Annotated in this window: 21 protein-coding genes; 4 read left to right on the top strand and 17 right to left on the bottom strand. The window is 43.9% G+C overall.

The window, feature by feature from the left end; genetic code table 11:
- Window positions 1-70: 70 nt before the first annotated feature.
- From queF to AC4JOV_RS12150, 8 genes are all read right to left on the bottom strand, one after another.
- Window positions 71-448 carry a preQ(1) synthase gene (queF, locus tag AC4JOV_RS12185; protein WP_229937309.1) on the bottom strand — a complete coding sequence of 126 codons (378 nt, stop codon included), beginning with the start codon at window positions 446-448 and terminating at the stop codon, window positions 71-73.
- On the bottom strand, window positions 445-1878 hold the full coding sequence (locus AC4JOV_RS12180) for a bifunctional diguanylate cyclase/phosphodiesterase (RefSeq protein ID WP_229937310.1): 1434 nt from the start codon (window positions 1876-1878) through the stop codon (window positions 445-447). Before AC4JOV_RS12180 ends, queF begins: the two co-directional genes overlap by 4 nt.
- Window positions 1878-4193: a DNA topoisomerase (ATP-hydrolyzing) subunit B gene (gyrB, locus tag AC4JOV_RS12175; RefSeq protein WP_229937311.1), complete on the bottom strand. Its 2316-nt coding sequence runs from the start codon at window positions 4191-4193 to the stop codon at window positions 1878-1880. Before gyrB ends, AC4JOV_RS12180 begins: the two co-directional genes overlap by 1 nt.
- 114 nt (window positions 4194-4307) lie before the next feature.
- A complete protein-coding gene (gene tsaD, locus AC4JOV_RS12170; protein ID WP_229937312.1) occupies window positions 4308-5321 on the bottom strand; it encodes a tRNA (adenosine(37)-N6)-threonylcarbamoyltransferase complex transferase subunit TsaD in 1014 nt (337 codons plus the stop codon).
- A gap of 112 nt (window positions 5322-5433) precedes the next feature.
- Window positions 5434-5967 carry an RBBP9/YdeN family alpha/beta hydrolase gene (locus AC4JOV_RS12165; RefSeq protein WP_229937313.1) on the bottom strand — a complete coding sequence of 178 codons (534 nt, stop codon included), beginning with the start codon at window positions 5965-5967 and terminating at the stop codon, window positions 5434-5436.
- A 117-nt stretch (window positions 5968-6084) separates the two neighbouring features.
- Complete coding sequence (gene dxr, locus AC4JOV_RS12160; protein WP_229938359.1) at window positions 6085-7152, bottom strand: 1-deoxy-D-xylulose-5-phosphate reductoisomerase; 1068 nt, start codon at window positions 7150-7152, stop codon at window positions 6085-6087.
- A gap of 11 nt (window positions 7153-7163) precedes the next feature.
- Window positions 7164-7922: a phosphatidate cytidylyltransferase gene (locus AC4JOV_RS12155; RefSeq protein ID WP_229937314.1), complete on the bottom strand. Its 759-nt coding sequence runs from the start codon at window positions 7920-7922 to the stop codon at window positions 7164-7166.
- 47 nt (window positions 7923-7969) lie between these two features.
- Window positions 7970-9313: an NFACT RNA binding domain-containing protein gene (locus AC4JOV_RS12150; RefSeq protein ID WP_229937315.1), complete on the bottom strand. Its 1344-nt coding sequence runs from the start codon at window positions 9311-9313 to the stop codon at window positions 7970-7972.
- Window positions 9314-9529: 216 nt separating this feature from the next.
- On the opposite strand from AC4JOV_RS12150, the gene leuC reads away from it, so the two are divergent.
- The 3 genes from leuC to AC4JOV_RS12135 all read left to right on the top strand — a co-directional run bounded on the left by leuC (window position 9530) and on the right by AC4JOV_RS12135 (window position 12329).
- Complete coding sequence (gene leuC, locus AC4JOV_RS12145; protein ID WP_229937316.1) at window positions 9530-10816, top strand: 3-isopropylmalate dehydratase large subunit; 1287 nt, start codon at window positions 9530-9532, stop codon at window positions 10814-10816.
- A gap of 87 nt (window positions 10817-10903) precedes the next feature.
- Window positions 10904-11527 carry a hypothetical protein gene (locus tag AC4JOV_RS12140; protein WP_229937317.1) on the top strand — a complete coding sequence of 208 codons (624 nt, stop codon included), beginning with the start codon at window positions 10904-10906 and terminating at the stop codon, window positions 11525-11527.
- Window positions 11528-11639: 112 nt separating this feature from the next.
- Entirely contained in the window at window positions 11640-12329 is a 690-nt protein-coding gene (locus tag AC4JOV_RS12135; protein ID WP_229937318.1) for a hypothetical protein, read from the top strand.
- A gap of 187 nt (window positions 12330-12516) precedes the next feature.
- Here the strand turns inward: AC4JOV_RS12135 and AC4JOV_RS12130 are convergent, their stop codons facing one another.
- The 9 genes from AC4JOV_RS12130 to AC4JOV_RS12090 form a co-directional block, all read right to left on the bottom strand.
- Window positions 12517-13176 (bottom strand): DUF4276 family protein, encoded by a 660-nt coding sequence (locus AC4JOV_RS12130; RefSeq protein ID WP_229937319.1) that lies wholly within the window; start codon window positions 13174-13176, stop codon window positions 12517-12519.
- A 9-nt stretch (window positions 13177-13185) separates the two neighbouring features.
- Complete coding sequence (locus AC4JOV_RS12125; RefSeq protein WP_229937320.1) at window positions 13186-14568, bottom strand: AAA family ATPase; 1383 nt, start codon at window positions 14566-14568, stop codon at window positions 13186-13188.
- Window positions 14569-14718: 150 nt separating this feature from the next.
- Window positions 14719-15450 (bottom strand): succinate dehydrogenase/fumarate reductase iron-sulfur subunit, encoded by a 732-nt coding sequence (locus AC4JOV_RS12120; protein WP_229937321.1) that lies wholly within the window; start codon window positions 15448-15450, stop codon window positions 14719-14721.
- The gene (locus AC4JOV_RS12115) at window positions 15447-15644 is read right to left on the bottom strand and encodes a hypothetical protein (protein WP_229937322.1); all 198 of its coding nucleotides are present in this window, start codon (window positions 15642-15644) and stop codon (window positions 15447-15449) included. Before AC4JOV_RS12115 ends, AC4JOV_RS12120 begins: the two co-directional genes overlap by 4 nt.
- Window positions 15644-17248 (bottom strand): FAD-dependent oxidoreductase, encoded by a 1605-nt coding sequence (locus AC4JOV_RS12110; RefSeq protein WP_229937323.1) that lies wholly within the window; start codon window positions 17246-17248, stop codon window positions 15644-15646. The genes AC4JOV_RS12115 and AC4JOV_RS12110 overlap by 1 nt, the downstream gene beginning before the upstream one ends.
- A gap of 174 nt (window positions 17249-17422) precedes the next feature.
- Window positions 17423-18352, bottom strand: a complete 930-nt coding sequence (locus AC4JOV_RS12105; RefSeq protein ID WP_229937324.1) for a D-2-hydroxyacid dehydrogenase — start codon at window positions 18350-18352, stop codon at window positions 17423-17425.
- Window positions 18352-19515: a formate-dependent phosphoribosylglycinamide formyltransferase gene (gene purT / locus AC4JOV_RS12100; RefSeq protein WP_229937325.1), complete on the bottom strand. Its 1164-nt coding sequence runs from the start codon at window positions 19513-19515 to the stop codon at window positions 18352-18354. The genes AC4JOV_RS12105 and purT overlap by 1 nt, the downstream gene beginning before the upstream one ends.
- A gap of 135 nt (window positions 19516-19650) precedes the next feature.
- The gene (gene rpsU, locus AC4JOV_RS12095; protein ID WP_229937326.1) at window positions 19651-19863 is read right to left on the bottom strand and encodes a 30S ribosomal protein S21; all 213 of its coding nucleotides are present in this window, start codon (window positions 19861-19863) and stop codon (window positions 19651-19653) included.
- 225 nt (window positions 19864-20088) lie between these two features.
- Complete coding sequence (locus tag AC4JOV_RS12090) at window positions 20089-20700, bottom strand: DUF302 domain-containing protein (RefSeq protein WP_229937327.1); 612 nt, start codon at window positions 20698-20700, stop codon at window positions 20089-20091.
- A 228-nt stretch (window positions 20701-20928) separates the two neighbouring features.
- Between AC4JOV_RS12090 and AC4JOV_RS12085 the strand changes: the two genes are divergently transcribed.
- Window positions 20929-22341, top strand: a complete 1413-nt coding sequence (locus AC4JOV_RS12085; RefSeq protein WP_229937328.1) for an NAD(P)H-hydrate dehydratase — start codon at window positions 20929-20931, stop codon at window positions 22339-22341.
- The last annotated feature ends 29 nt before the right edge of the window (window positions 22342-22370 follow it).

Raw genomic sequence — 22370 nt, 5'->3', positions numbered from 1 at the left:
TAGATTTTTAGAGGAAGCAGTGAATATATGTCAGATTGACATATTTTATTTGCTTACAGCTTATCTCTCTTTAGCACTTCTCGCTATCGATCTCTATAACTGTATGCACATTTCCACGGGGGTTGAAGTCAGCGATCAGTTTCATTGACTTTGGCTGAAGTTTGCTGTGGAGTGTATCATAGATCTCATTGGCAACATTCTCATGGGAGATATATCTGTGTATAAATGAGTTGATATAGAGCTTGAGTGCCTTGAGTTCGATGACTGTTCTGTCCGGCTGATAGGCGAGTTTAAGTGTCGCAAAATCAGGGTAACCGGATCTTGGGCACATACACATAAACTCAGGGAGCTCTATATTGATCGTATAATTTTTTTCATGTTCATTTGGCCAGAAGTTCTCCTCTGCATTAATGTCAAATTCACGTATCTCTTTTTCACCGTATTTCATTGTTTTCCTTTATTGTATTGTTCTATAAGTTGGTATTCATCAACCGGTTTTGCGATCCCGAATCCTTGCAGATAATCGATGCCGAGTGATCTAAGCTTCTCTTTTTGTTCCTTTTTATCGACCCATTTGGCGACAGTAGTAATGCCAAGCTCTTTGGACATTTTTATCAATGAATCCAGCATTGCCACAGTGGTTTTGTCAGAGAGTTTTGTGACATACTCTCTGTCAAACTGTATCATATCAAATGAGAAGTGCTTCATGTATTCCATAGAGGCATTTGATGCACCGAAATTGTCGATACAGATACGTATACCCTGTGCCCGTATCTGTTTGAGCGTTCTAAGGTATCCGCTAAGGTTATGGTGTGTCTTTCTTTCATAGAGTTGAATGATGAGTCTGGATGCGTCGATCTTTGACTCTTCAAGCAGTTTAAAGAACTTGTCCTGAAACTGTTTATCTCTCAATGAAAAAGGCGAAAGATTGAAGGTGAGAGAGATCTCTGGATCAATCAAAGGCAGTAACCGGATAAGGTGCTTAAGCAGCATCATATCATACTCCCTTCCCAGACCCATTTTGTTGATAATAGGTAGATAGACCCGCGGTAAAATATACTCTTTGGTTGGATGTTTTAGTTTGACTGCGATCTCATAGGTGTCTATCCGGCCGCTGTGTAGGTTAAGAAGCGGACGGAAAGAGAGTGAAAGCTCCCCTTTTTTCATAGCGGTGATAATGGTCTGCTCGATTTCACTATACTCTTTTGCATCTTTAACCAGCTCTCTGGAGGACTCTCCTTTACTTTGATTAGAATTCAAAATATTTCTAAGCTGCGAGATGTCTTTTTGGAGATTGTAATCTGGATTGGTGATCACTGCATACTGATAATCCAACTCTATACTGTCAATCGTACTGTATTTTTCGATAAAAACATTGATAATATCCTGTATAGGTTCATCCACTGTATCCAAGCCTATAAGAAACTCCGCACCGTAACGTCTTGCTATGAGTGGTTCTTTTATCCCTTTCTCCCGCAAATAATGATCTATCTTCTGTATCATGTTATAGAGCAGGAGATCTACCTGCTCGTTACTATAGTTCTGATTGATCAGATAGAGGTTATCGATGACCAGTAGTACTAAGGCATTGGATTTCTTCTTTTTGAGTTTTTGCCAGAATGCTTTTTCGTTGAATCCATGTGTGACAGGGTCTATCAGTGACTCTTCAACACTCCGTTCCAAAAAGAAGTAGATAAAATAGACGGAGATAAAAACGATTGCAGCGATCAGCAGTTTATTTTCAAAGTTAAGATCGATCACTTCACCTTTGAAGTAGCTGGAGTAGAAGACCAGCCCCACCAGTAGAAGAATCGGTAGAGCTGCCCTGAGGGCAAGCTTGAAGCGTCTTCCCCGTTCCTCAAGTTCGGATAAGAGCATTATACATCCAGGTGTTTGACATCTTTTGCGTGGGTTTCGATGTAGTTACGTCTCGGTTCAACTTCATCACCCATAAAGAGTGTGAAGGTTTCACTGGCACTCTCCAGGTCATCGATCTTCACCTGAAGCAGCTTTCTGTTCTCAGGTGTCATGGTTGTCTCCCATAACTGTTCAGGGTTCATCTCACCCAGACCTTTATAACGTTGGATATAGGCACCTTTTTTGGCACTACTCTCTATCTGTTCGAAAAGTTCAAGAAGGTCCTGGTTGGCAAACTCTTCTGTGATATGGTCATTGATACGTTTATGGATCTCGATCGCACTGTTGTACTGCGGGTTGGTAAAGAGGACATCATCGATGATCAACTCTTCAAGTCCGTCATTTGTCTGTACATAAAGGTGGATCTGCTCTTCCGTAACCGATTTGTTGAGGATGTTATAGCCCAGATCGTTAATGTAGCCTTCAACCGTTTGAAAGAGCGCTTCATTCGATGTCCCGATGATATCAGGGTTCTCTATCATATAACGTACTACCTCAGGAAGGGCAAAACGGTTCTCAAGGTCCTTAAGCGTCATTTTGTAGTGCCCCACAAGCTTGAAGAGATCGATAAGGTCGTTATTACCCATTGTCGTGCTTTCAATTGCCGATATACCGTTTTCGATCAGGAAGTTGTTCAGCTCTACATCATCTTTGAGATACATCTCATTCTTCCCTTTTTTATAGCGGTAAAGCGGTGGCTGTGCCAGGTAGAGGTATCCATTCTCGATCACCGGTCTAAGGAACCTGAAGAAGAAAGTCATCAGAAGCGTTTGGATATGGCTACCGTCGACATCGGCATCGGTCATGATAATGATCTTGTGGTAACGGAGTTTCTCTTCGTCAAACTCATCACCGATCCCGCATCCGAGTGCCGTGATCATATTTTTGATCTCATCTGATTTGAGAATTTTTTCCAGACGTGCTTTTTCGACATTCAGAATCTTACCTTTGAGCGGCAGGATCGCCTGGAATACTCTGTCACGTCCCTGTTTTGCCGAACCTCCTGCAGAGTCACCTTCCACCAGGTAGATCTCGGAAATCTCAGGGTCTTTACTTTGACAGTCTGCGAGTTTACCGGGAAGCGTTCCGACACTCATAGAGTCTTTACGTTTGACAAGATCTTTTGCACGTTTTGCCGCATCACGTCCACGTGCAGCAAGAAGGACTTGCTCCATGATCGCTTTGGCTTCGATCGGAGTCTCCTCAAGATATTTGTTGAAGTTCTCGCTAAAGAGTTTTTGAACCAAAGGTCTTACATAACTTGAACCCAGTTTTCCTTTGGTTTGCCCCTCAAATTGCGGCTCAGGAACACGTACGGATACGATAGCGATGAGCCCCTCTTTACAGTCATCCCCGGTGATTTTTGTATTTTTCTCTTTGGCATTGGCATTTTTGGAGATATAGCTGGCAAGTGATCTGGTGAGACCGGCTCTAAATCCTGCTTCGTGGGTACCCCCGTCAGGCGTTTTGATGTTGTTTACGAATGAGAGTACCTTTTCACTGTCTGCCTGGCAGTACATCATCGCAACATCGATCTCTATATCATCTGCCTTTCCACTGAAGAACTGTGCAGTAGAGAGCGCCTCTTTGGTATTCATATCTTCTACAAACTGGCGGATACCCCCTTCAAAGTGGAAGAGCTCTTTCGTCCCGTCTCTCTCATCCCTGAAATCGATGGCGATCTTTGGATTGAGGTAACAGAGCTCTTTGAAACGCTTCATCAGGACCTCTTTTTTAAAGGTCACTGTCTCTGTGAAGATCGTATCATCAGGCCAGAACTCGATCTTTGTTCCGTGTTTTCTTGTAGTGTCCCCGGATGTCAGCGGTGCATCAGGGATACCTTTTTGGAAGCTTTGTGTATGAATCTCACCATCTTTGAAGATCGTCATATCCAGTTTTTTGGAAAGTGCATTTACAACCGAGACACCTACCCCGTGAAGACCACCTGAAACCTTGTAGGTATCTTTGTCAAACTTACCACCCGCATGAAGGACTGTAAGTACGACTGTCGCTGCAGAGATTTTCTCTGTCGGGTGTTCTTTGACAGGAATACCGCGACCGTTATCCTCGATGATCGCAGAACCCTCTTTTGTAAGTGTGATTTTGATCGTATCACAATAGCCTGCCATTGCTTCATCGATCGAGTTGTCGACGACTTCGTAGACTAGGTGGTGAAGCCCTTTTTCAGAGGTGTCACCAATATACATCCCCGGTCTTTTTCTTACCGCTTCGAGACCTTTGAGGACTTTAATGTTACTAGCACCATATTCTGCCATTTTGCACTCCGTTTTGTGGGGTTATAATAGTATATATTTTAGCTAAAAAGTGCTTAGAAGTGACGTGTAAAACCCCAACTCTTGGGGAGAGTTGGAAAATAGAGGTGTGTGAGGCTACAGGAGCATTCCCGCCTGCTGTTTTTTGGTGACGACAATATCGATCTCATAAGGGTCGATAAACGCTTTTTTCTCATAGGCTTCCAATGCATATCGGCCGATCATGGCCGCATTATCCGAACAGTATTGCAACGGTGCGACATGAAGGGTTTTCCCAAACTCATTGCAGAGTTCTTCATAGGCCCCTCTGATATATTTGTTAGCTGAAGCTCCGCCTACAATGGCAAAGTCTTTGATCCGTTCGGATTTGAAGATCTTTTTGCTTTTTTGGAGCAGGTGAAGCTTGACCGCTTTTTGGAAGCTGGCAGAAAGATCACACCTGTCCTGTTCGCTCATCCCTTCAGCCCCTCCGAGTTTTTCCACTTCCAGACGTACGGCATTTTTTAGCCCGGAGAGTGAAAAGGCAATCAGCTTTGAGTTTCTAAGCGGAACAGGCAGATCGAAACGGTCTTCATCTCCTTTGAGGGCAAGTTCTTCGATGAGAGGACCTCCGGGATACCCCAGCCCCATCATTTTGGCGACCTTGTCAAAGCTCTCTCCCACACTGTCATCGATGCTGGTTGCCAGTATCTCCATACGCTCAAAACTCTCTACCCGTATCACCTGGGTATGTCCTCCCGAGATAAGGAGCACCAGGAGAGGCAGGGTGGTCTCTTTTTCGATAAAGAGCGAGTAGATATGCCCTTTGAGGTGATGTACTGAGATCAACGGAATCTTCTGGAGGGATGCCAGAGTCTTGGCCATAGCGATCCCCTCCAGCAGGGTTACGCCCAGTCCGGGCTGGTTGGTCACGGCTACTGCTTTAAGCCTCTCAAAGTAGGGTTTGGTCTCTTCGAGTATTTTAGGAAGTGTTACGGCATGCAGTCTGGAAGCGAGTTCAGGCACGACACCACCGTAACAGGAGTGTTCGGCTTCCTGTGAGATCTTTTTGTGGTAGAGAACCTTTTTGGTTGCTATCTCTGTGATCGCTATCGAGCTGTCATCACAGCTGCTTTCAATACTTAAAATCATATTCCATTTCTCTTTTGTAGTAGGTCGGGGTGTTCCCACTCCGACATTATTGTGATTGCTTGTGACTGGATTGTCGGGGTGAGGGCACTCCGACCTATAGTTTCATCTCTTCTCATTGCTTCTCCATCACCAAGTGTTCTATCCATTCCCATTTCCCGTATCCGCTATCTGCATTGATGTGTCCCGCATTTTCGATGACGCTGAGCGGTATATCATAACGGGATGCCATTTTTTGGGCCTCATCCACTGTTATCCAGGGATCATTGTCAGAGACGATCATCCGGACCTCTTTGGCATGCAGATCGTTCGGCATAGGTGCGGGGAAGAAGCTCTTGATGGTCTTCTCTTCTGTATCAAGGCTGGGAGGTGAGACCATAAAGAGCCGTTCCACCGTACTCATGTCCTCTTCCTCACAGAGCCAGAACCAGAGTGTATTTGCCAGGGAGTGGCAGACTACGGTATCGGGGTTAAACGCTTTGATGAGCTGCTTCACCTGTTTGATCCACCGGTTTTTGCTGGGGAAGTGACAGTTATCCAGCAGAGGGAAGGAGACCGTACCGTAGTTTTTGGCAATCTCTGCCGCCAATTCTGCCTGCCAGTGCGGTGCATCGCTTCCGCCCCACCCATGCAAAATAAGGGTTCTCATAGAGCCCCCTTATTAGGGAGTAGGTAGCAGGTAGCAGGTAGCAGGTTTGGTTTGCATTGCATTGCAATGCTTTTATCTATAGGGAACTTTTTAGTGCTCCCTGCTCCCTGCTCCCTATTACTTAGAAACATAGTCTCTTACCTCTCTGTCTATTGCAATGATCTCTTCGATCGTACAGGCTCTGAAGTTTTCAAACTTTTTATAGGCATCCAGTACCATTTCACTCATTCCGAAAAAGCTGCACTTCTCATGCTTAAAGGCCTCGATCGCCTCTTCATTGGCTGCATTGACCACCACACCCAGATGCGGGTTCGTCAGGATATGCTCTCTGATCTGCCAGATAGGGTATCTTCTCTCCTCTATAGGGAGGAACTCTATGCTTCCCATAGCCAGCAGATCCGTAGGAGGCAGGATCGGTTCATTCACCTCTTTGCGCAGGGCAAAAGCGATAGGCAGTTTCATATCCACCCCGGCAAAGTGTGCCGTGGTAGAGCCGTCTTTGAACTCGGTCAGGGCATGGACGATGGATTTCTTCTCGATCATGGCATCGATACTGGTCGTGTTGAAGAGCCATTTGGCCTCCAGCAGTTCGAAGAGCTTGTTGGTCATGGTCGCCGAATCAATGGTGATCTTGTCTCCCATAGACCAGTTGGGGTGCTTGAGTGCTTCTGCAAAGCGTGCATTTTGCATCTTCTCAATCTCCCACTCCCTGAATGCCCCGCCGCTTGCCGTGATATAAAGCTTGGAGAAGGGACGCTCATTCATCAGGTACCAGAGGCCAAAATGTTCAGAGTCAATCGGGGTGATCAGTGACATATCGATAAATTCGCCGGCAACGACCAGTGACTCTTTGTTTGCCAGGGCCACTTTTTTGCCAAGAGAGGTTGCTTTGAGTGTAGGAGCCAATCCCACATACCCTACAAGCGCATTGACCACCGTATCGCTTTCGCTCTCTTCGATGGCGGTTAAGATCGCTTCACTGCCCGCACGTACATCCGGGTGATTCACCTTGGATTTGTCTGCTTCATTGGCGATGACAACGGTTTTTGGGTGATGTTCTGCGATCTGTCTGTTGAGCAGTTCGATATTGTTTCCTGCTACGAGTGTTTCGATCGCAATATTGTATTGCTTGGCAATGATGAGTGTATTGACTCCGATAGAGCCGGTAGATCCTAATAGTACGATACTCTGCATATTTAGATCAAAGCCCTCATAGAGATCAACATCATGATCGCACCAAAGAGGTAACCATCGATTCGGTCAAGCATGCCACCGTGTCCGGGAAGGACATCTCCGGAATCTTTGACCCCAGCCTCACGCTTGAGATAGGATTCGAATAGGTCACCGAATACTGAAGCAGCAGAAGTGATAAAGGTGACTACTACCGCGATCCAGAACGGTACAGTAGCGGCACCGACGATACTTCCGATCACTGTCGCCAGGAAGAGTCCGCCGTAAACGCCTTCGAGTGTTTTGTTCGGAGAGGTATCCGAGAACTTTGTTTTTCCGAACTTTTTACCGGTGAAGTAGGCTCCCGTATCTGTCACTGTAATGGTGACTACCAGCCACAGCATTGTCATGATACCGAAGTCATGGTAGATCATCAGGATAAAGAGCATTCCGCTGACAGGATAGAGAAACGGTAAAATAAGTCTTTTATCAAAGTTGTGTAAATAGGCAATAGAGGCACCAAAAACCACGGCGACAAAGAAGAAGAGGTCATCAGGATTTGGATAGAAATAGGCGACGATCCAGATAAAAGCTGCCCAGAAGAAGGCACTGTTGGATCGAAGTCCAAAGAGTCTCATCGCTTCAAAAAAAGCAATGATATACACCACACCCAAAAATGCCCAGGTAAGTGTAAAGTTGTCAATAATCCCTATAAATAAGACAAGTGCGATGAGACCTACACCTGTCACTAAACGCTGTTGATACTCTGAAAGGTTTTGTATCATAATTGTTCCCTGATTTTAATATGGAGAATATTATATCAAATGGTGAGTTATACTCTGATTTCCACACCCTCTTTGGTCACGTGGATGGTGTTGTATTTGTTATAGAGTACATTCGAACCCTCCTGGACTTTCACAAATTTACGTTTGGTATAGTCAACTGCGTAGTCTCCCGGGTTTTTCACTGAAAAGTCTACACAAAGCTTGGCCGCCGCCTGGAGGACCGAGTCAGGCAGATTTTGTTTGTCCGTGCGGATAATGACATGCGAGGAGGGGATATCCCGTACATGCATCCAGACATCATTGGCCTTGGCAAGCTGGAGTAGTTTTTGGTTTTCATTGCTGTTGCGTCCGACAAGTACTTTATAGTCTTCGATCCAGAAGAGTTCCCCCTCTTTGAGTTTCTCTTTTTTTCTGAGGGACTTGGCACGTTTCGGCACGAGAAGTTCCAGTTCATAGGGTGTAGTAGCCTGTTCCAGCGCATAGTGGATATTCTCATAAAACGTTTTTTTGCTCTCCAGGTTACTCTTTTCGATATGAATGTTTTTAGCCTTGTTCCTGGAACGCTTGGAGAGGTTAAAGTAATAATCCGAGATTCTGTTGATCTTGATGTTTTTCGGGAAAGGGATAGTGACCTGGTGCCCCTCAAAGTCATAGGTCTCAAGCTTTTTATCGTAGGGTTTGATCTGGTAGAGGTTTGCCAGGATGAGGTTGGCGTAGTTGGCAAATTTTCCTGCTTCTCTCTCAAGCTCTGTTTCACTTGGCAGCTTGTCAAGAAGCTGTTTGAGTTTATCGATTTTTTTCTGTGTCGCTGTAAGCTTCTGTTTTTTGAGCTCTCTTAGTTTTTTGGCCTGAATGTGTGTATACTGCTCTTCTAAAAATGCATCGACATCATTGAGCTCACCCCTCTCCTCTTTTCTCTCAAACGGAGGCAGTGCAAGCAACTCCATACCGGGACGTATCACCCTGAAAGAGCTTTGTGCATCAATATGCCTGAGGGCCTCGATGATGATCTCATTCTCATCCAGGAGTATCGCATTGGTATTTTTCCCGGTGAATTCCAGTTGAAACACGATGACTTTATCTTTATAGGAGCTTTTTGGAGCGACCTTGATACGCAGTATACGGTCGTTTCCCGGTACTTCGACAGAGAGGATCCTGCTTGCTGCAAGGAGTGAGTGAAGCAGGGTATCAAAGGGTGCATTATAGCTCTGTATCGGACGTTGTGAGGGTGCCTTGTAGATAAAGCTGTGCCCTCTGGTCATAGTGAAAAAGTAGCTCTCTTTTTTATCGAAGACAAGCTCTATGGTGTTATCTTCCACACGTCTTGCACGGCTGATAAACGTAAAGTCATTTAAGTGGTTTGCAATCGCTTTAAGCTCAAAAAGTTTCATAGTGGGATTATAGCAAAGTTGTTTGCAATATCATGATGATGAAAGTAACCTTTCCCTTCATTTTTTTAGAAAAAACGAAGCAAAAAATCGTCGCTCTCTCGAATCGCTTCGCTTTCAAGGTCGTTCGAGCGACAAGTCTTATTATAGATAGGGAATTAAAGCATAAACATATTTCGCTATAATTCGCGTAATATATTCAAAGATTAGGATTTTATAATGGGTCAAACTATTACAGAAAAGATCTTTTCAGAGCATGCTGGACGTGAAGTAAAGGCTGGAGAGATCGTAAGAGTAGATATCGATATGATTATCGGTAATGATATTACGACACCGATCTCTATCAAAGCATTTGAAGAGAGTGGCGCGACAAAACTGGCTAGACCGGATAACTTCTGTATCGTGATGGATCACTATATCCCGGCGAAAGATATCGCTTCAGCAAACCAGGCAAAGATCAGTAGAGAGTTTGCCTACAAGCATGATATGAAGTACTTCTTTGATGAGAAGGATATGGGTATCGAGCATGCACTGCTTCCGGAAAAAGGGCTTGTTGTTCCTGGTGATGTGATCATCGGAGCGGACTCTCACACCTGTACGCACGGGGCGCTCGGTGCATTCTCTACCGGTATGGGAAGTACAGACCTTGCATTCGGTATGATCACCGGAGGTAACTGGTTCAAAGTACCTGAGACGATCAAGGTTGAGCTTACAGGGAAGCCTGGTAAACACATCTACGGAAAAGATATCATCCTTGAGTTGATCCGTATGATCGGTGTGGACGGTGCACTTTACAAAGCGATCGAGTTTACGGGTGAAGCGGTACAGTACCTTGGTATGGCCGATAGATTCTCTATCTCAAACATGGTGATCGAAGCGGGTGCAAAAAACGGTGTCTTTGCCGTAGATGATGTGACGCTTAAGTACCTTGAAGAGAGAAAAGCTGCAAACGGTGGACTGAGAGCAGAGCCTAAGATCCATTATGCTGACGCGGATGCAGAGTACTGTCAGACGATTACGATCGATACTGCTGCACTCTCTCCTGTAGTCGCTTATCCGTTCCTTCCGGAAAACGGTAAGCCGATCGAAACAGCAGTAGCAGATGACCTTAAGATCGATCAGGTAATGATCGGTTCTTGTACAAACGGACGTATCGAAGACCTTAGAATTGCTGCTGAGATTATGAAGGGTAAACGTGTGGCTAAACATACACGTATGATCGTGACACCGGGTACACAGAAGATCCTGCTTCAGGCACAGCATGAGGGATTGATGGATATCCTTATCGAAGCGGGAGCAGTCGTATCTAACCCGACATGTGGTGCATGTCTTGGCGGATATATGGGTATTCTCGGTGACGGAGAGCGTTGTGTAGCCACAACCAACCGTAACTTTGTAGGGCGTATGGGTGCGAGAACTTCCGAGATCTATTTGGCGAACTCGGCAGTGGCTGCAGCTTCAGCAATTGCAGGAAAGATCGTAGACCCTCGCGATGAAAACCGTTAAATAAACGTGAACTGCTTCACGTTTATAGGTTTGGAACCGAAACGGTCATAGTGCTTTAGCACGAAGCCGTGTAGGCAAGGAGTTATTTTGAAAAGATCCGACTTCACTCATCTTTTCTCCAAAAAGAAGAGTGAACAGGATATTCTTCCTACTAGATCTGCCAAAAAGGCGGTTCTGGTATTTTTTATTCTTTTCTTCATCCTTTATATCAACTATAAACCCTACGCAAACACGTCTCATCATATCACCAGCATTACAGAATATTTGTTCACGATCTATCAGTTTGCCATCAACCAGACTTTAGGTATCGTACATGAAGGCGGGCATGGCGTCTGTTATCTCCTGCCTTGTCCGAAGTTTCTGATGGTGAGTATGGGGACGCTGTTTCAGTGGCTTTTCCCATTGGGTATCGCCTACTACTATAAAAAGAAGGGAAACAGGATCGCTTTTCTGATGGGACTGTTTATCCTGGGGATCTCGATGGATTATACGGCCTGGTATATGTCCACGGCACACGAGGGAGCGATCCTGCCTGCGCATAAGTCCTTCCTGGGTGTGGAGGCCATGCATGATTTTCACTATCTCTTCAGTAGTTTAGGCGTATTGGCATATGAGTCTTTGATCTCCGGAGTAACAAGAGCTATAGGTTACTTTTTGATGGCGGGTACTGTGATAGGGATGTTTTTTGAAGCATTTTCGAATAAAAGTTGATAAAGATTATTGATAGAATTGGTAGCTTAAGTCATTTTTTATCTATTTTATATACTATACATCTTAATAAATTTTATTATTGTTTTGGAGGGTAGGGCGAAAGGTAAAATTAATGAGAAAAATCCTTTTTGTTCTGCTATTTTTCAGCGTAACAATAGAGGCAGGTTATGTAATTCATCTGGGGTTATATAAGAACCGTTCGGCACTCCAGAAGATGGTCAATCGTATTGCAAAGACCGAGCTCAGATCAAATGTGATCATAGAAAAACGGGGATCACTGCACTGGGCACACTCCCGCACTATAGAAGATAAGGTATCTGCCAAGCAGGCACTTCGGCACTATAGAAAAGTTTTCAATGATGCTTTTATGACAAAGGCCAAGGTAAAACAAAAAAAAGCGCACGCTTCTCACCCTCTTATCACAGATCAAACCGGATCAGGAAATACGCACGTAACAGCTACAAAGAAATGTTCTTTAGAGACACAATTGACAGGAAACGTCTTTTATGTCTCTCTGGAAGCTGCAGAGAGAGAGCTTGTCATCGTAGCATTTGATGGGAAGTATGTCGAGTATAATCCTATTGTAGGGAATATCCCCTCTTTTAAAGAGCGTTATCATGTCATAGATGACCGTCTCTATACCTTTAAAGAGAAGGCCTCCGGAGACTCTGTATACTCAAAGCTTGAAAAGGTTAAAAAGAAGTATCTGCTTATCAGCAGCTGGCATCAAAAAGAGAAGGTGAATACCTTCCGCTACTACTATGAACTGGAAGATGCTTTAGCCTATGTAAGAGGGGGTTAAAACCCTGCATTCGGATCGAATCCGAATCCTCCGCCTCCAAAGTCCGGTGTTCCAAAACTCTGTTGTGCGAATGACACAGCTCAACCTCCTATGGAAGCAGTTCTATCAGTTTTGCTTCACCTAGGTGCCGGAGATCACAATCTTTTTCAAAGCATATTCGGATAAGTCATAAAAATTGACTTATAGGTTAGCAATATGGTAAACAAATTGATTTTAAATCAGTGTAGAATTGTTGATAGGATGATAATTGTTTTAATTTAGTTAATGGTGTTTTTTGCCCTAATGGTATATATAAGTCTGAGATATTAAAATTACGATGTCGTCGACTTTTGGATGCTTGCGAAATTCTAATTGCCTCTACAAGAGTTGCTTTAGGGTCTGCATAGCTTTCTGCACTCCTTGTTAATCCTAAAGTTGCATTATCAATTCGTTCTGCACCAATTTCCTGCTTTAATAATTCAATATCACTTAGCATCCAAGCTTCTGACATATAAATTGGTACAAGAGGTATAAGATTTGAACACATATTTGTTTTATCGGTATGATTATGTATTGTTTCAATTGCTGGAGTTATTTTATGATACATAACATGATCGATTGTGCTTTTATCCGCATCACAATGTAAAATTAAACATTTTATTCCCGAGTCAAATGCTTCTTTTGCTGCATGTTCAATATTCTGATTATAGGACCCTGATATTTTATCAATTTCTATAATAGGGTTTATTTCTATATCCTTATCACAGTTTAATATGATATCTTCAACAGTTCTCCTAATAATATGCTTTAAAAGTTTATGGTCAGTTGGCCCTTCAGCATGTAATCCAATTGTCAAAAATTCACTCATTGTAGTTCTTTATAGATATTCATCAGTTGTAAAGTCTTCAAGATACTTTTTAACTTCGGTCAGAGTTAATCGCTGTTCTTCTTTTGAGCTTTTAAATAAGTTCTTTTGTTGATTTGGAATTACAGGAAGCATTTTAGTAACTTTGATCATTTTAGGCTTATTTTGAGAAGTGATTTTTTTCGATACTAATCTACTAAACCAAATTGATACTTTTTTTGAGTTTTGTAATTTTATTGTATTGCTTACTAAAGTTGGAGAATGTGTATTGATTATAACTTGACGTAATGGTGACTCAGGATCATAAAAATCAATACTTAAATCATTGAGAAGTTCCACCATTGTATTAATTCTACTTGGATGGATGCCATTTTCAGGTTCTTCAAAACATAATAAGCCTTTAAAGGTATCATCATATAACAATACACACAAAACTAATAGTCTTAATGTTCCCTCAGATAAAACCCTCGAGGTATATTCTCCCTCTTCTTCACTTTTTACTTTGACTAAATATTGTTGATTTGGCTTATCATCTAATACATCAACTTCGACAATATTAGGTAGTAAATTATTTAATTTTCTTGAGATTAGCTTTATATTAAACTCATTATCTTGTTTGATCCTAAATAATGTTGCTGCTAAATTATCACCTTCTGGACTAAGGGAAGATTCTGATAAATATTTACTAGGTTGTCTTAAAGCTTCTGGATTTAACTGTAAAAATTTCCATTTTCTGATTTCTTCTTTTGCAGCAAATGCATGAGGAAAGTCAACAGAATTAATACTGCTTAAGATGGTTTGCGAAACAGCATTACCAGGTGTTGATTTTCCACCTGCCTTACCATCTTGTGGTATTTTAAAAGAAATTGTATTGCCATCTTTTATGGTTTGAATATATGGTTTACCTCGTCTTCCCACTGAAACTTTTGGCCTCCAGGTATACTTATTTTGATTTGGTATAAAGTTTCTGACCCAATCATCATCATCATGTTTTATATTTCTTAATTCTTCGTGAATAACATGTAGTTCATCTAAATCCAGTTTATTTTTTCTTCTTTCTATTGAAAGCTCATATCGTAATCTTGTATATTTCAGGGTTGCATCAACTCCCCAATTATCATTTATATAGTTATCTACTAACATTTCAACATTTATCGAAATTATCTTTGCATAATTATTTTCTTTATATTGAGTAAATAATTCTAAAGGTTCACCTCTTTCACCTGAAAAAGCTGTTCTTAAATCAGTTTCAGTTAGCTTTTGTAATAAATGCAAAGCATCAAATAAGTTACTTTTACCTGATGCATTTGTACCAGCAACAACTGTTAATGGTGTAAATTCCATTTCAAAATTATTGAAAGATTTAAAACCGTGTATTTCTATTTTTGTAATCATGTGTACCTAACTTAAGAACAATTTCAAATATTATAACAGAAGTGTGTAAAAGAGTATACCTAGTCTAACGACCTTTAAGCCTAGGCAATCTTATTTATCAAGTGTAATAATTTGTTTCTTACTTTTTAAAGATTATAAAAGTTGTATGGATCAAAACCCTGCATTCGGATCGAATCCGAATCCTCCGCCTCCAAAGTCCGGTGTTCCAAAACTCTGTTGTGCAAATGACGGGTCTTCATACCCCTGCTGTACCGAAGTCCCACGCAGCATAGTGATATCCATTTTCGGGTCGATCCCTTTGGGACAGACTGCGGTACACTCACCGCAGAGGGTACAATCCCACACCCCGTTGGTCTGTATATGATCAATAATGTCTTTGATATCCTCTTCCCGTTTATCTACACTGTAGCGGTAGGTGCGTGTGAGGGCAAATGGTCCCAGAAAGTCCGGATTGACAGCCAGTACAGGACAGGCGGAGTAGCAGCTGTCACAGAGGATACAGTCGGTCTGTCTTTCGCTCCTCTTCTCATCCGCATGAGTCTGGGCAGCTTCCTGAAAACTGTGCAGCCATGCAGTGGATACGGAGAGTGTCTTCTTGGCAGGCTGTTTGTCTACTTTCAGATCGCGTAGCACCGGATGATATTGAAGGGGTTCGATGATATCGCCGTCTTGTACCTTATAAGAGCAGGAGAGCTGTTCTCTTCCGTTTACACGTACTGCACAGGTACCGCAAACCGAGGCACGGCATCCGGCACTGAATGTCAAAGTGGCGTCTTGTGTGGCCTTGATATGGGTAAGTGCTTTGAGAAGCGTAGTTTCTGCATCCGGAAGGATGTATTCCTGATGAGTGTTGGTTTCACTACGTAATACTTTTATTTTCATTTTATACCCCTATTAAAAAAAAGTAGCATGAAATGGTTTTGTGTATTGTTTGAACGTTCATTTTCTTTTTTTGTTGATGCAACAAAAAAAGAGAAACGAACCAAAAGAAAAAAAATGCAAACAGCTGCCGCATTAACCAAATCTTCCAATAGATGCCGTCTTGTAAGTGTAGGGAGTGAGATTTGTTCTGTCATTATTTTTCTCCCTTACTGTTCCACTGAAGCACGATATGTTTCTTAAACCGCTCGTCATCTTCGGATTCAAATCCCCGTTTGAAATGCGCTCCACGGCTCTCATCTCTTGCGATGGCCGAGGAGATCACTGTTGGTGCAAGAAGCAGGGCATTGCTGAACTCCAAAAACTCTATCAGGTTCTGGTTATTTGTTTGAGCTTTGTCTTCGATACCCATTTTAGACAAGCTTACCTGCATCGTAATCACCTCTTCAAGTGCCTGGTTGAGTCTCTCATTCTCCCGTACGATTCCGACATGCTCATAGAAGAGTTTTCCCAGTGTTTCTCTGGCTTCATAGAAGTTGAGACTTGACTCCTGGCTGTAGATCGTTTCAATATGGGTTTTGTCTTTTATGCGTTGCGTATCTTCCGCGATTTTGGTACTGGCAAACATCGCATGTTTGTAGGCATTTTGGCCGGCGAACTTTCCAAAGGCTGTGATCTCAAGCAAGGAGTTCCCACCCAGGCGGTTTGCACCGTGAATCTTGGCATTGGAACATTCCCCTACGGCAAAACATCCTTTGATACCGTTGATCTCCAGGGCATCGTCCACATCGATCCCTCCCATCGTATAGTGGGCTACAGGTTTGATAGGGATCAGTTCTGTTACGGGATCAACCTGCTCGTGCAGACGGCAGAGTTCTACCTCCTGCGGAAGCAGTTCCATCAGTTTTGCTTCCCCCAGGTGTCGGACATCCAGAAAGACCTCTTTGCCCGCTTCAAACTCTTCAAAGATCGCACGGGCTACGATATCACGCGGTTTTATCTCATCGACAAACCTCTCTCCATCACTGTTGAGCAGGTAGCCGCCTTCACCACGGGCCGCTTCTGAGACAAGCAGGCTGGAGTGTTTCAGTGCCGTAGGGTGGAACTGTATAAACTCCATATCACTGACCGCCCCGCCTGCGCGCAGTACTGCCGCGATACCGTCACCGGTAGAGCCGTAGGCATTGGTCGTATAGCCGTGGTAGAGTGCTCCGAAACCTCCCGTAGCGATCACGACGGATTTGGCATCGATCTGTAGGACTTCACCGCTGCGGATATCGAGGAAGGTGGCACCCTTGATGGTTCCCTCTTCAGTGATGAGATTGAGCAGATAGTGCTCCTCGAGGAAGTCGATCTCTTCTTTGAGACAGGTGTCATAGAGGGTATGGAGGATCTTCAGTCCCGTATAGTCCTGTGCATAACAGGCGCGCTTTGCGCTGGCCCCGCCCATCTGGCGCTGTGCCACAGTTGAAATTCCCGTTTGATTGTTATCCAGTCTTGAGAAAGGGACACCCAGCTGCTCTAGCCACCCGATCACCTCCGGTCCGTCGGCACACATCTTTCGTACCATATTCTCATCACAGATACCGTGTGCTGATTTGATCGTATCTGCAATGTGCGAAGCGATGTGGTCCTCTTCGACATTGCCCAGTGCGGCATTCATCCCGCCTTGAGCCATAGAGGTTTGAGAAGTGGTGGGATAACTCTTGCCGACTACCAGTACCGAAGCGCCTTCCTGTTTCGCAGCAAGTGCCGCGCTAAGTCCCGCGCCGCCGCTGCCGATAATGAGTACATCTATCATCGCTTTGCTCCGATAGATGTAAGGTAGTAAGTAGTGGGTAGCAGGTAGCAGGTTTGATAGGCGCCCTGAAAGAAGTGCCCTTGGGGTGCATTGCTTGGCAATGCGTTCATCTGTTGGTAAGGAGTGTTCATGTAGATTCCTTTTTATACTATTTAGTGCATATAGTGTACTAAATTAGATAAAATAACTCTGAATATTTTTAACAATACCCTCCAAGAGCTTAACTCTCGCTTCTTTGCTTGTCCAGGCGATATGCGGTGTGATCAGGAGTCTCTCTTGTGCTTCGATGTGTAGCAGGGGGGTGTCAGCCGGGATAGGCTCTTTCTCTACCACATCGAGTCCTGCATAGAGGATTCGGGTATCCAGCTCTTTTGCCAGATCAGCCTCGTTGACGATCCCACCGCGTCCTACGTTGATCAGGATACTCTCTTCTTTGAGGAGTTTGAGATTATCCGCATGGATGAGGTTTCGGGTCTGTGCATTCAGCGGTGCGTGGATGGAGACGATATCACAACTGCTTAGAAGCGCTTCGAGGCTCTGCTGTCTATAGTTCGCATCCTTGTTTTTACCTGAGGTGGAGTAGTAGCTTACGTTGGCACCAAAGGCTTCAGCAACTTTGGCAACTCCCTTTCCTATCTCTCCCAGGCCTATGATACCCCAGTTTTTCCCGGCGATCTCAAAGAATGGTTTGCTCACATCGGTAAAGAGCCCCGAACGGCTCCACTCCTGATTTTTGACACTTTTATCATAGTAGGCCATCTTCTCCAGAAGATAGAGTGCCATCGCGAAGGTATGTTGTACCACGGATTGGGTCGAATACCCTGCAACATTTTTGACTTCGATACCTATCTGGGCTGCAGCATCCAGATCGACATTGTTCATACCGGTCGCTGCGATACAGATGAGTTTGAGAAGCGGGCATCGCTGCATATGGAGTCTGCTGATGACAACCTTGTTCGTGATGACAACGGTAGCATTGCGGATACGCTCATAGGTCTCCGAGGGATCCGTAGTTTCGTATCTTACAACCTTGCCGAACTGATCGAGTGCACTGAGATCGAGGTCATCACCCAGTGTTTTTGCATCCAGAATTACGATATTCATCAGGCATCCGTGATCTGATCTACGATTTGCGTCGCTCTTCTCTTCGCCTCTTCGACTTCATCAAGTACCAGACTGACTGCCATACGGCGGCCTACATGTGATTCAGGTTTTCCGAAGACCCTTACAAAGCTGTCTTTCGTGAAGGCACTGTCAGGGATCTCGAGCGTCGGTGTATGGCTCTCATTGTTGGCTTTGTAAGCACCGCATGCACCGCTTCCATAGAAAGTAAACTCAAGCGGCAGGCCAAGTACTGCTCTTACATGCAGGGCAAATTCACTCTGGCTTTGGGTAATGAGTGTGACCATTCCCGTATCGTGCGGACGTGGAGAGAGCTCCGAGAAGTATACTTCATCCCCTTTCACGAAGAACTCTACACCGAAGATACCGCGACCACCGAGACCGTCAGTTACAGCTTTTGCGATATCTTTTGCTTTTTGCAGTGCGATGTCGCTCATCGGCATCGGCTGCCAGGAAAGGATAAAGTCACCGTTCTGTTGTACGTGTCCGATAGGTTCACAGAAGCTTGTACCTGTTTCATTGCGCACAGTCAGCAGTGTGATCTCATAATCAAACGGGATAAACTCCTCTACGATCAGTTCACTCGCATCACCACGTGCTTCTTTTGCGATCTCCCAGGACTTCTCGATATCATCCGCACTCTTCGCGATACTCTGTCCATGCCCCGAAGAGCTCATGACAGGTTTGATCACACAAGGGAATCCCATACGTTTGCCAGCCTCTTTGAGTCCTTCCAGGGTAGTGACAAACTCATAACTGCTTGTCTTAAGTCCAAGCGTTTCAGCAGCAAAAACACGGATGTTCTTGCGGTTCATCGTTTTGTTCACGGCTTCAGCATTCGGGATCACATGGAACCCTTTTGCTTCAGCTTCAAACAGTGCGTCGATACTGATCGCTTCAACCTCGGGAAGGATAAATGTCGGCTGCTCTTTTTCGATCAGCTCAAGAACGGCTTCTTTGTCCTGCATATTGATCGCATAGGCACGGTTGGCAACCAGGTGAGCAGGAGCATTTTCATACTTGTCAACCGCGATTACTTCGACACCGAGTCTCTGTGCTTCGATCGCAACTTCTTTACCCAGTTCACCTGAACCAAGCAGCATGATCTTGATGGAGTTTTGTTGTAGTGGAGATGTATATGTCATCGGAATACCTTCAAAAAAATAATTGAATAATTTTACCGAAAAGTTAGCTAAGGCGTAATGAAAAATGTTTTATGGAGTTAAAAATTGAATGAGTAGATAGTAAGCTTACAGGGCGAAAGCCCTGTGAAGATATGATTAGAGTCTTGACTCGTATCTTCTGAGCATGAAAAGCTTCTTGAGGATCTTCTTTCTAGTAGCGATCTTCTCTTTCTTTCTCTTCTCAGTAGCAGTCTCATAGTGTTTACGAGCTCTTGCTTCAGTTACGATAAGGTTTCTATCACACTGTCTTTTGAACTTTCTGTACGCATCATCAAATGAATCACGTGAAGTTAGTTTAATTCCTGGCATCTCAAGCACCCCCTTCCTTATCAAAATTTCCTGCGCTTATTACGGCAGAAGGGATAAAAGTAAAGCGGATTATATCGATTTATTTTTAAGATAGGCTAAACCTCTATTTAGACAGGTCAATAAAATACGGTTTATTGGATATTTTATTGTGAATAATGTAGTAGATTAGAGTGGTACGAAGAGAAAATTTAAGCTACCAGATGGGTAGCTTATAGGAGAAGTTGTTTATAGTTCTTCCAGTGCCGCAGCTTTTTCCATCATGGCATACATCCCTGTTCTCACTTCATTCGCAAGAGCTAACAGCTCAGGAGAGAGTGGATAACCGCCATTGATCATCAGTTCCATGCTCATTGTATAGACCCAGATCTCACCTTTGTCATTTTCCACAAAACCGATTCTACATGGCATAAACCCGATGAATTCTCCTGAGTGTGTCAGGAATTTATCAGCAATTGTCGGAGAACAGTAGGAGCGTATATGAGTCAGTTTACCGCCGTCTCTAAAGAGTTTACCCTCTCTTGGCATGGTTTTCTGATCTACCATTGCCAGTCCGTATTGTGCTGCTACTTCATCCATGATCTCGAGTGATAGCTCAAATGCCTCTTCTTTTGTCATATCCTCGGGGATAACAAGTTGTTTTTTACGGATCATTCCTTTTGCCGGATCACCCGTCTCCAGTACCTTGTCAAACATTTTCATATATTCCGGCAATGCCTGTGCATCAAGTTGTGTTACCTGTACTGCTCTTGTCCCCAGATCAAACTTTGCGAAGGCAAAGATGGTCGCTGCTATTACGATAAAGCCAATAAGGCTAAAAAGATTTTTCAAAAAATTCATGTTGTCCCTTTTCTTTTTGAGAATAAACCGCCATAGTCAATCTCAGTATGTGCAATCATATAAAAGAATATTTTAAATTTTGATTAACTTTATTGATCAATATTAATTATAGATAGTAATATAAAATTAATATATTATTATCTTAAGACTTTCTTATTAAAAGCGTGTTTTGATAGCTTTTATTGATCATTTATGATAAAATCGAAAGAGATTGAGGAGATGATAAAGATGCAGAAAGTATTTAAATCGTGTGAGAAGCTTGATAAGAGGTGTTATGATGCGTATGCATTGACGGAAGATATCCTGATGGAACATGCCGCAATGGGGATGGAACAGTATATAGGCAGACATTTTGCCAAAGGGAGTTCAGTATCGATCATTGCCGGTCCGGGCAACAACGGTGCAGACGGTATCGTACTGGCAAGGCTGCTCTATCGTGACTATGATGTGAAACTTTATCTTCCTTTCGGGGTGAAATCACCTATGGCAAAACTCCAGTTATCCAGGCTGAAGGCGTTAGGGTTTGAGGAGTCGGATGAAGCGGAAGATGCGGATGTGGTCGTAGATGCACTCTTTGCTGCGGGCCTCAACCGTCTTCTGGATGATCAAACGGTACAGCTTCTGCACAAGATGAACAGTTTTGAAGGGTGCAAGATCGCATGTGACCTTCCTACTGGAGTAGGAGAGGACGGTGCACTGATGCCGCTGGCTTTCAATGCGGATATCACATTGACAATGGGAGCTTATAAAGAGGCACTCTATCTGGACGAAAGCAAAGATATCATTGGGAAAATCGTACGCATCAACCTGGGGGTAAGCAGTGAACTTTATGAAGATGAGAGTGATACCTTTGTGCTGGAACCGGAAGATATGAAGCTTCCTTTTAGAGAGAAAGAGGTGACCCATAAAGGTATGTTCGGACATGCAGCGATCTTTACCGGGGAAAAAGAGGGTGCGGGGATCATCGCCGGTACAGCAGCGACACGTTTTGGTGCGGGGTTGACGACACTGGTGATCCACGAGAAGATCTCTGCCCCGCCGTACCTGATGCATGCCTCTACCGTACCCGATACCACTTCGGCACTGGCTATCGGTATGGGGCTGGGAGGTCATTTTGAAGAAGAATTTTTACAAAAGTATGTGATCAATTCACATCTACCTATCGTATTGGATGCGGATGCACTCTCTTCTCTTCTGTTACTTTCCATTACAGAGCAGAGAGACAGAGAGATCGTACTTACCCCACACCCCAAAGAGTTTGTTTCACTCTGGAAGATACTCACGGGTGAACTTTTGACGGTATCTGAAGTGCAGTCCAAACGTTTTGAGATGGTACGGATGTTCAACCGCAAATACCCGCATGTCACCCTCCTTCTCAAAGGAGCCAATACGCTGATCATGCAGGAGGAGAAGCTCTATATCAATCCTCTGGGATGTACCAAGCTCAGTAAAGGCGGCAGCGGTGATGTACTCAGCGGATTGATCGTCTCTTTGCTTGCGCAGGGCTATCCCGCGATTGATGCTGCGATCCAGAGTTCACTGGCTCTCTCCAGGGCAGCACAGAACTATCCGGGTTCAAGCTATGCGATGCTTGCCACAGACCTTATCGAGCAAATTGCGTTACTCGAAGTGCATCATTAATAGTGAATAGTGGATAGTTTCGGTACTAT

The organism is Sulfurovum sp. MH2-6, assembly GCF_058374785.1.
Note: the sequence above shows the minus strand (reverse complement) of the source record. Positions and strands in the feature narration are given on the sequence as shown.

Excerpts from the sequence above, each read along its gene's own strand:
- queF (WP_229937309.1), bottom strand. The coding sequence starts at position 448 with ATGAAATACGGTGAAAAAGAGATACGTGAATTTGACATTAATGCAGAG.
- AC4JOV_RS12180 (WP_229937310.1), bottom strand. The coding sequence starts at position 1,878 with ATGCTCTTATCCGAACTTGAGGAACGGGGAAGACGCTTCAAGCTTGCC.
- gyrB (WP_229937311.1), bottom strand. The coding sequence starts at position 4,193 with ATGGCAGAATATGGTGCTAGTAACATTAAAGTCCTCAAAGGTCTCGAA.
- tsaD (WP_229937312.1), bottom strand. The coding sequence starts at position 5,321 with ATGATTTTAAGTATTGAAAGCAGCTGTGATGACAGCTCGATAGCGATC.
- AC4JOV_RS12165 (WP_229937313.1), bottom strand. The coding sequence starts at position 5,967 with ATGAGAACCCTTATTTTGCATGGGTGGGGCGGAAGCGATGCACCGCAC.
- AC4JOV_RS12155 (WP_229937314.1), bottom strand. The coding sequence starts at position 7,922 with ATGATACAAAACCTTTCAGAGTATCAACAGCGTTTAGTGACAGGTGTA.
- AC4JOV_RS12150 (WP_229937315.1), bottom strand. The coding sequence starts at position 9,313 with ATGAAACTTTTTGAGCTTAAAGCGATTGCAAACCACTTAAATGACTTT.
- leuC (WP_229937316.1), top strand. The coding sequence starts at position 9,530 with ATGGGTCAAACTATTACAGAAAAGATCTTTTCAGAGCATGCTGGACGT.
- AC4JOV_RS12135 (WP_229937318.1), top strand. The coding sequence starts at position 11,640 with ATGAGAAAAATCCTTTTTGTTCTGCTATTTTTCAGCGTAACAATAGAG.
- AC4JOV_RS12130 (WP_229937319.1), bottom strand. The coding sequence starts at position 13,176 with ATGAGTGAATTTTTGACAATTGGATTACATGCTGAAGGGCCAACTGAC.
- AC4JOV_RS12125 (WP_229937320.1), bottom strand. The coding sequence starts at position 14,568 with ATGATTACAAAAATAGAAATACACGGTTTTAAATCTTTCAATAATTTT.
- AC4JOV_RS12120 (WP_229937321.1), bottom strand. The coding sequence starts at position 15,450 with ATGAAAATAAAAGTATTACGTAGTGAAACCAACACTCATCAGGAATAC.
- AC4JOV_RS12115 (WP_229937322.1), bottom strand. The coding sequence starts at position 15,644 with ATGACAGAACAAATCTCACTCCCTACACTTACAAGACGGCATCTATTG.
- AC4JOV_RS12110 (WP_229937323.1), bottom strand. The coding sequence starts at position 17,248 with ATGATAGATGTACTCATTATCGGCAGCGGCGGCGCGGGACTTAGCGCG.
- AC4JOV_RS12105 (WP_229937324.1), bottom strand. The coding sequence starts at position 18,352 with ATGAATATCGTAATTCTGGATGCAAAAACACTGGGTGATGACCTCGAT.
- purT (WP_229937325.1), bottom strand. The coding sequence starts at position 19,515 with ATGACATATACATCTCCACTACAACAAAACTCCATCAAGATCATGCTG.
- rpsU (WP_229937326.1), bottom strand. The coding sequence starts at position 19,863 with ATGCCAGGAATTAAACTAACTTCACGTGATTCATTTGATGATGCGTAC.
- AC4JOV_RS12090 (WP_229937327.1), bottom strand. The coding sequence starts at position 20,700 with ATGAATTTTTTGAAAAATCTTTTTAGCCTTATTGGCTTTATCGTAATA.
- AC4JOV_RS12085 (WP_229937328.1), top strand. The coding sequence starts at position 20,929 with ATGCAGAAAGTATTTAAATCGTGTGAGAAGCTTGATAAGAGGTGTTAT.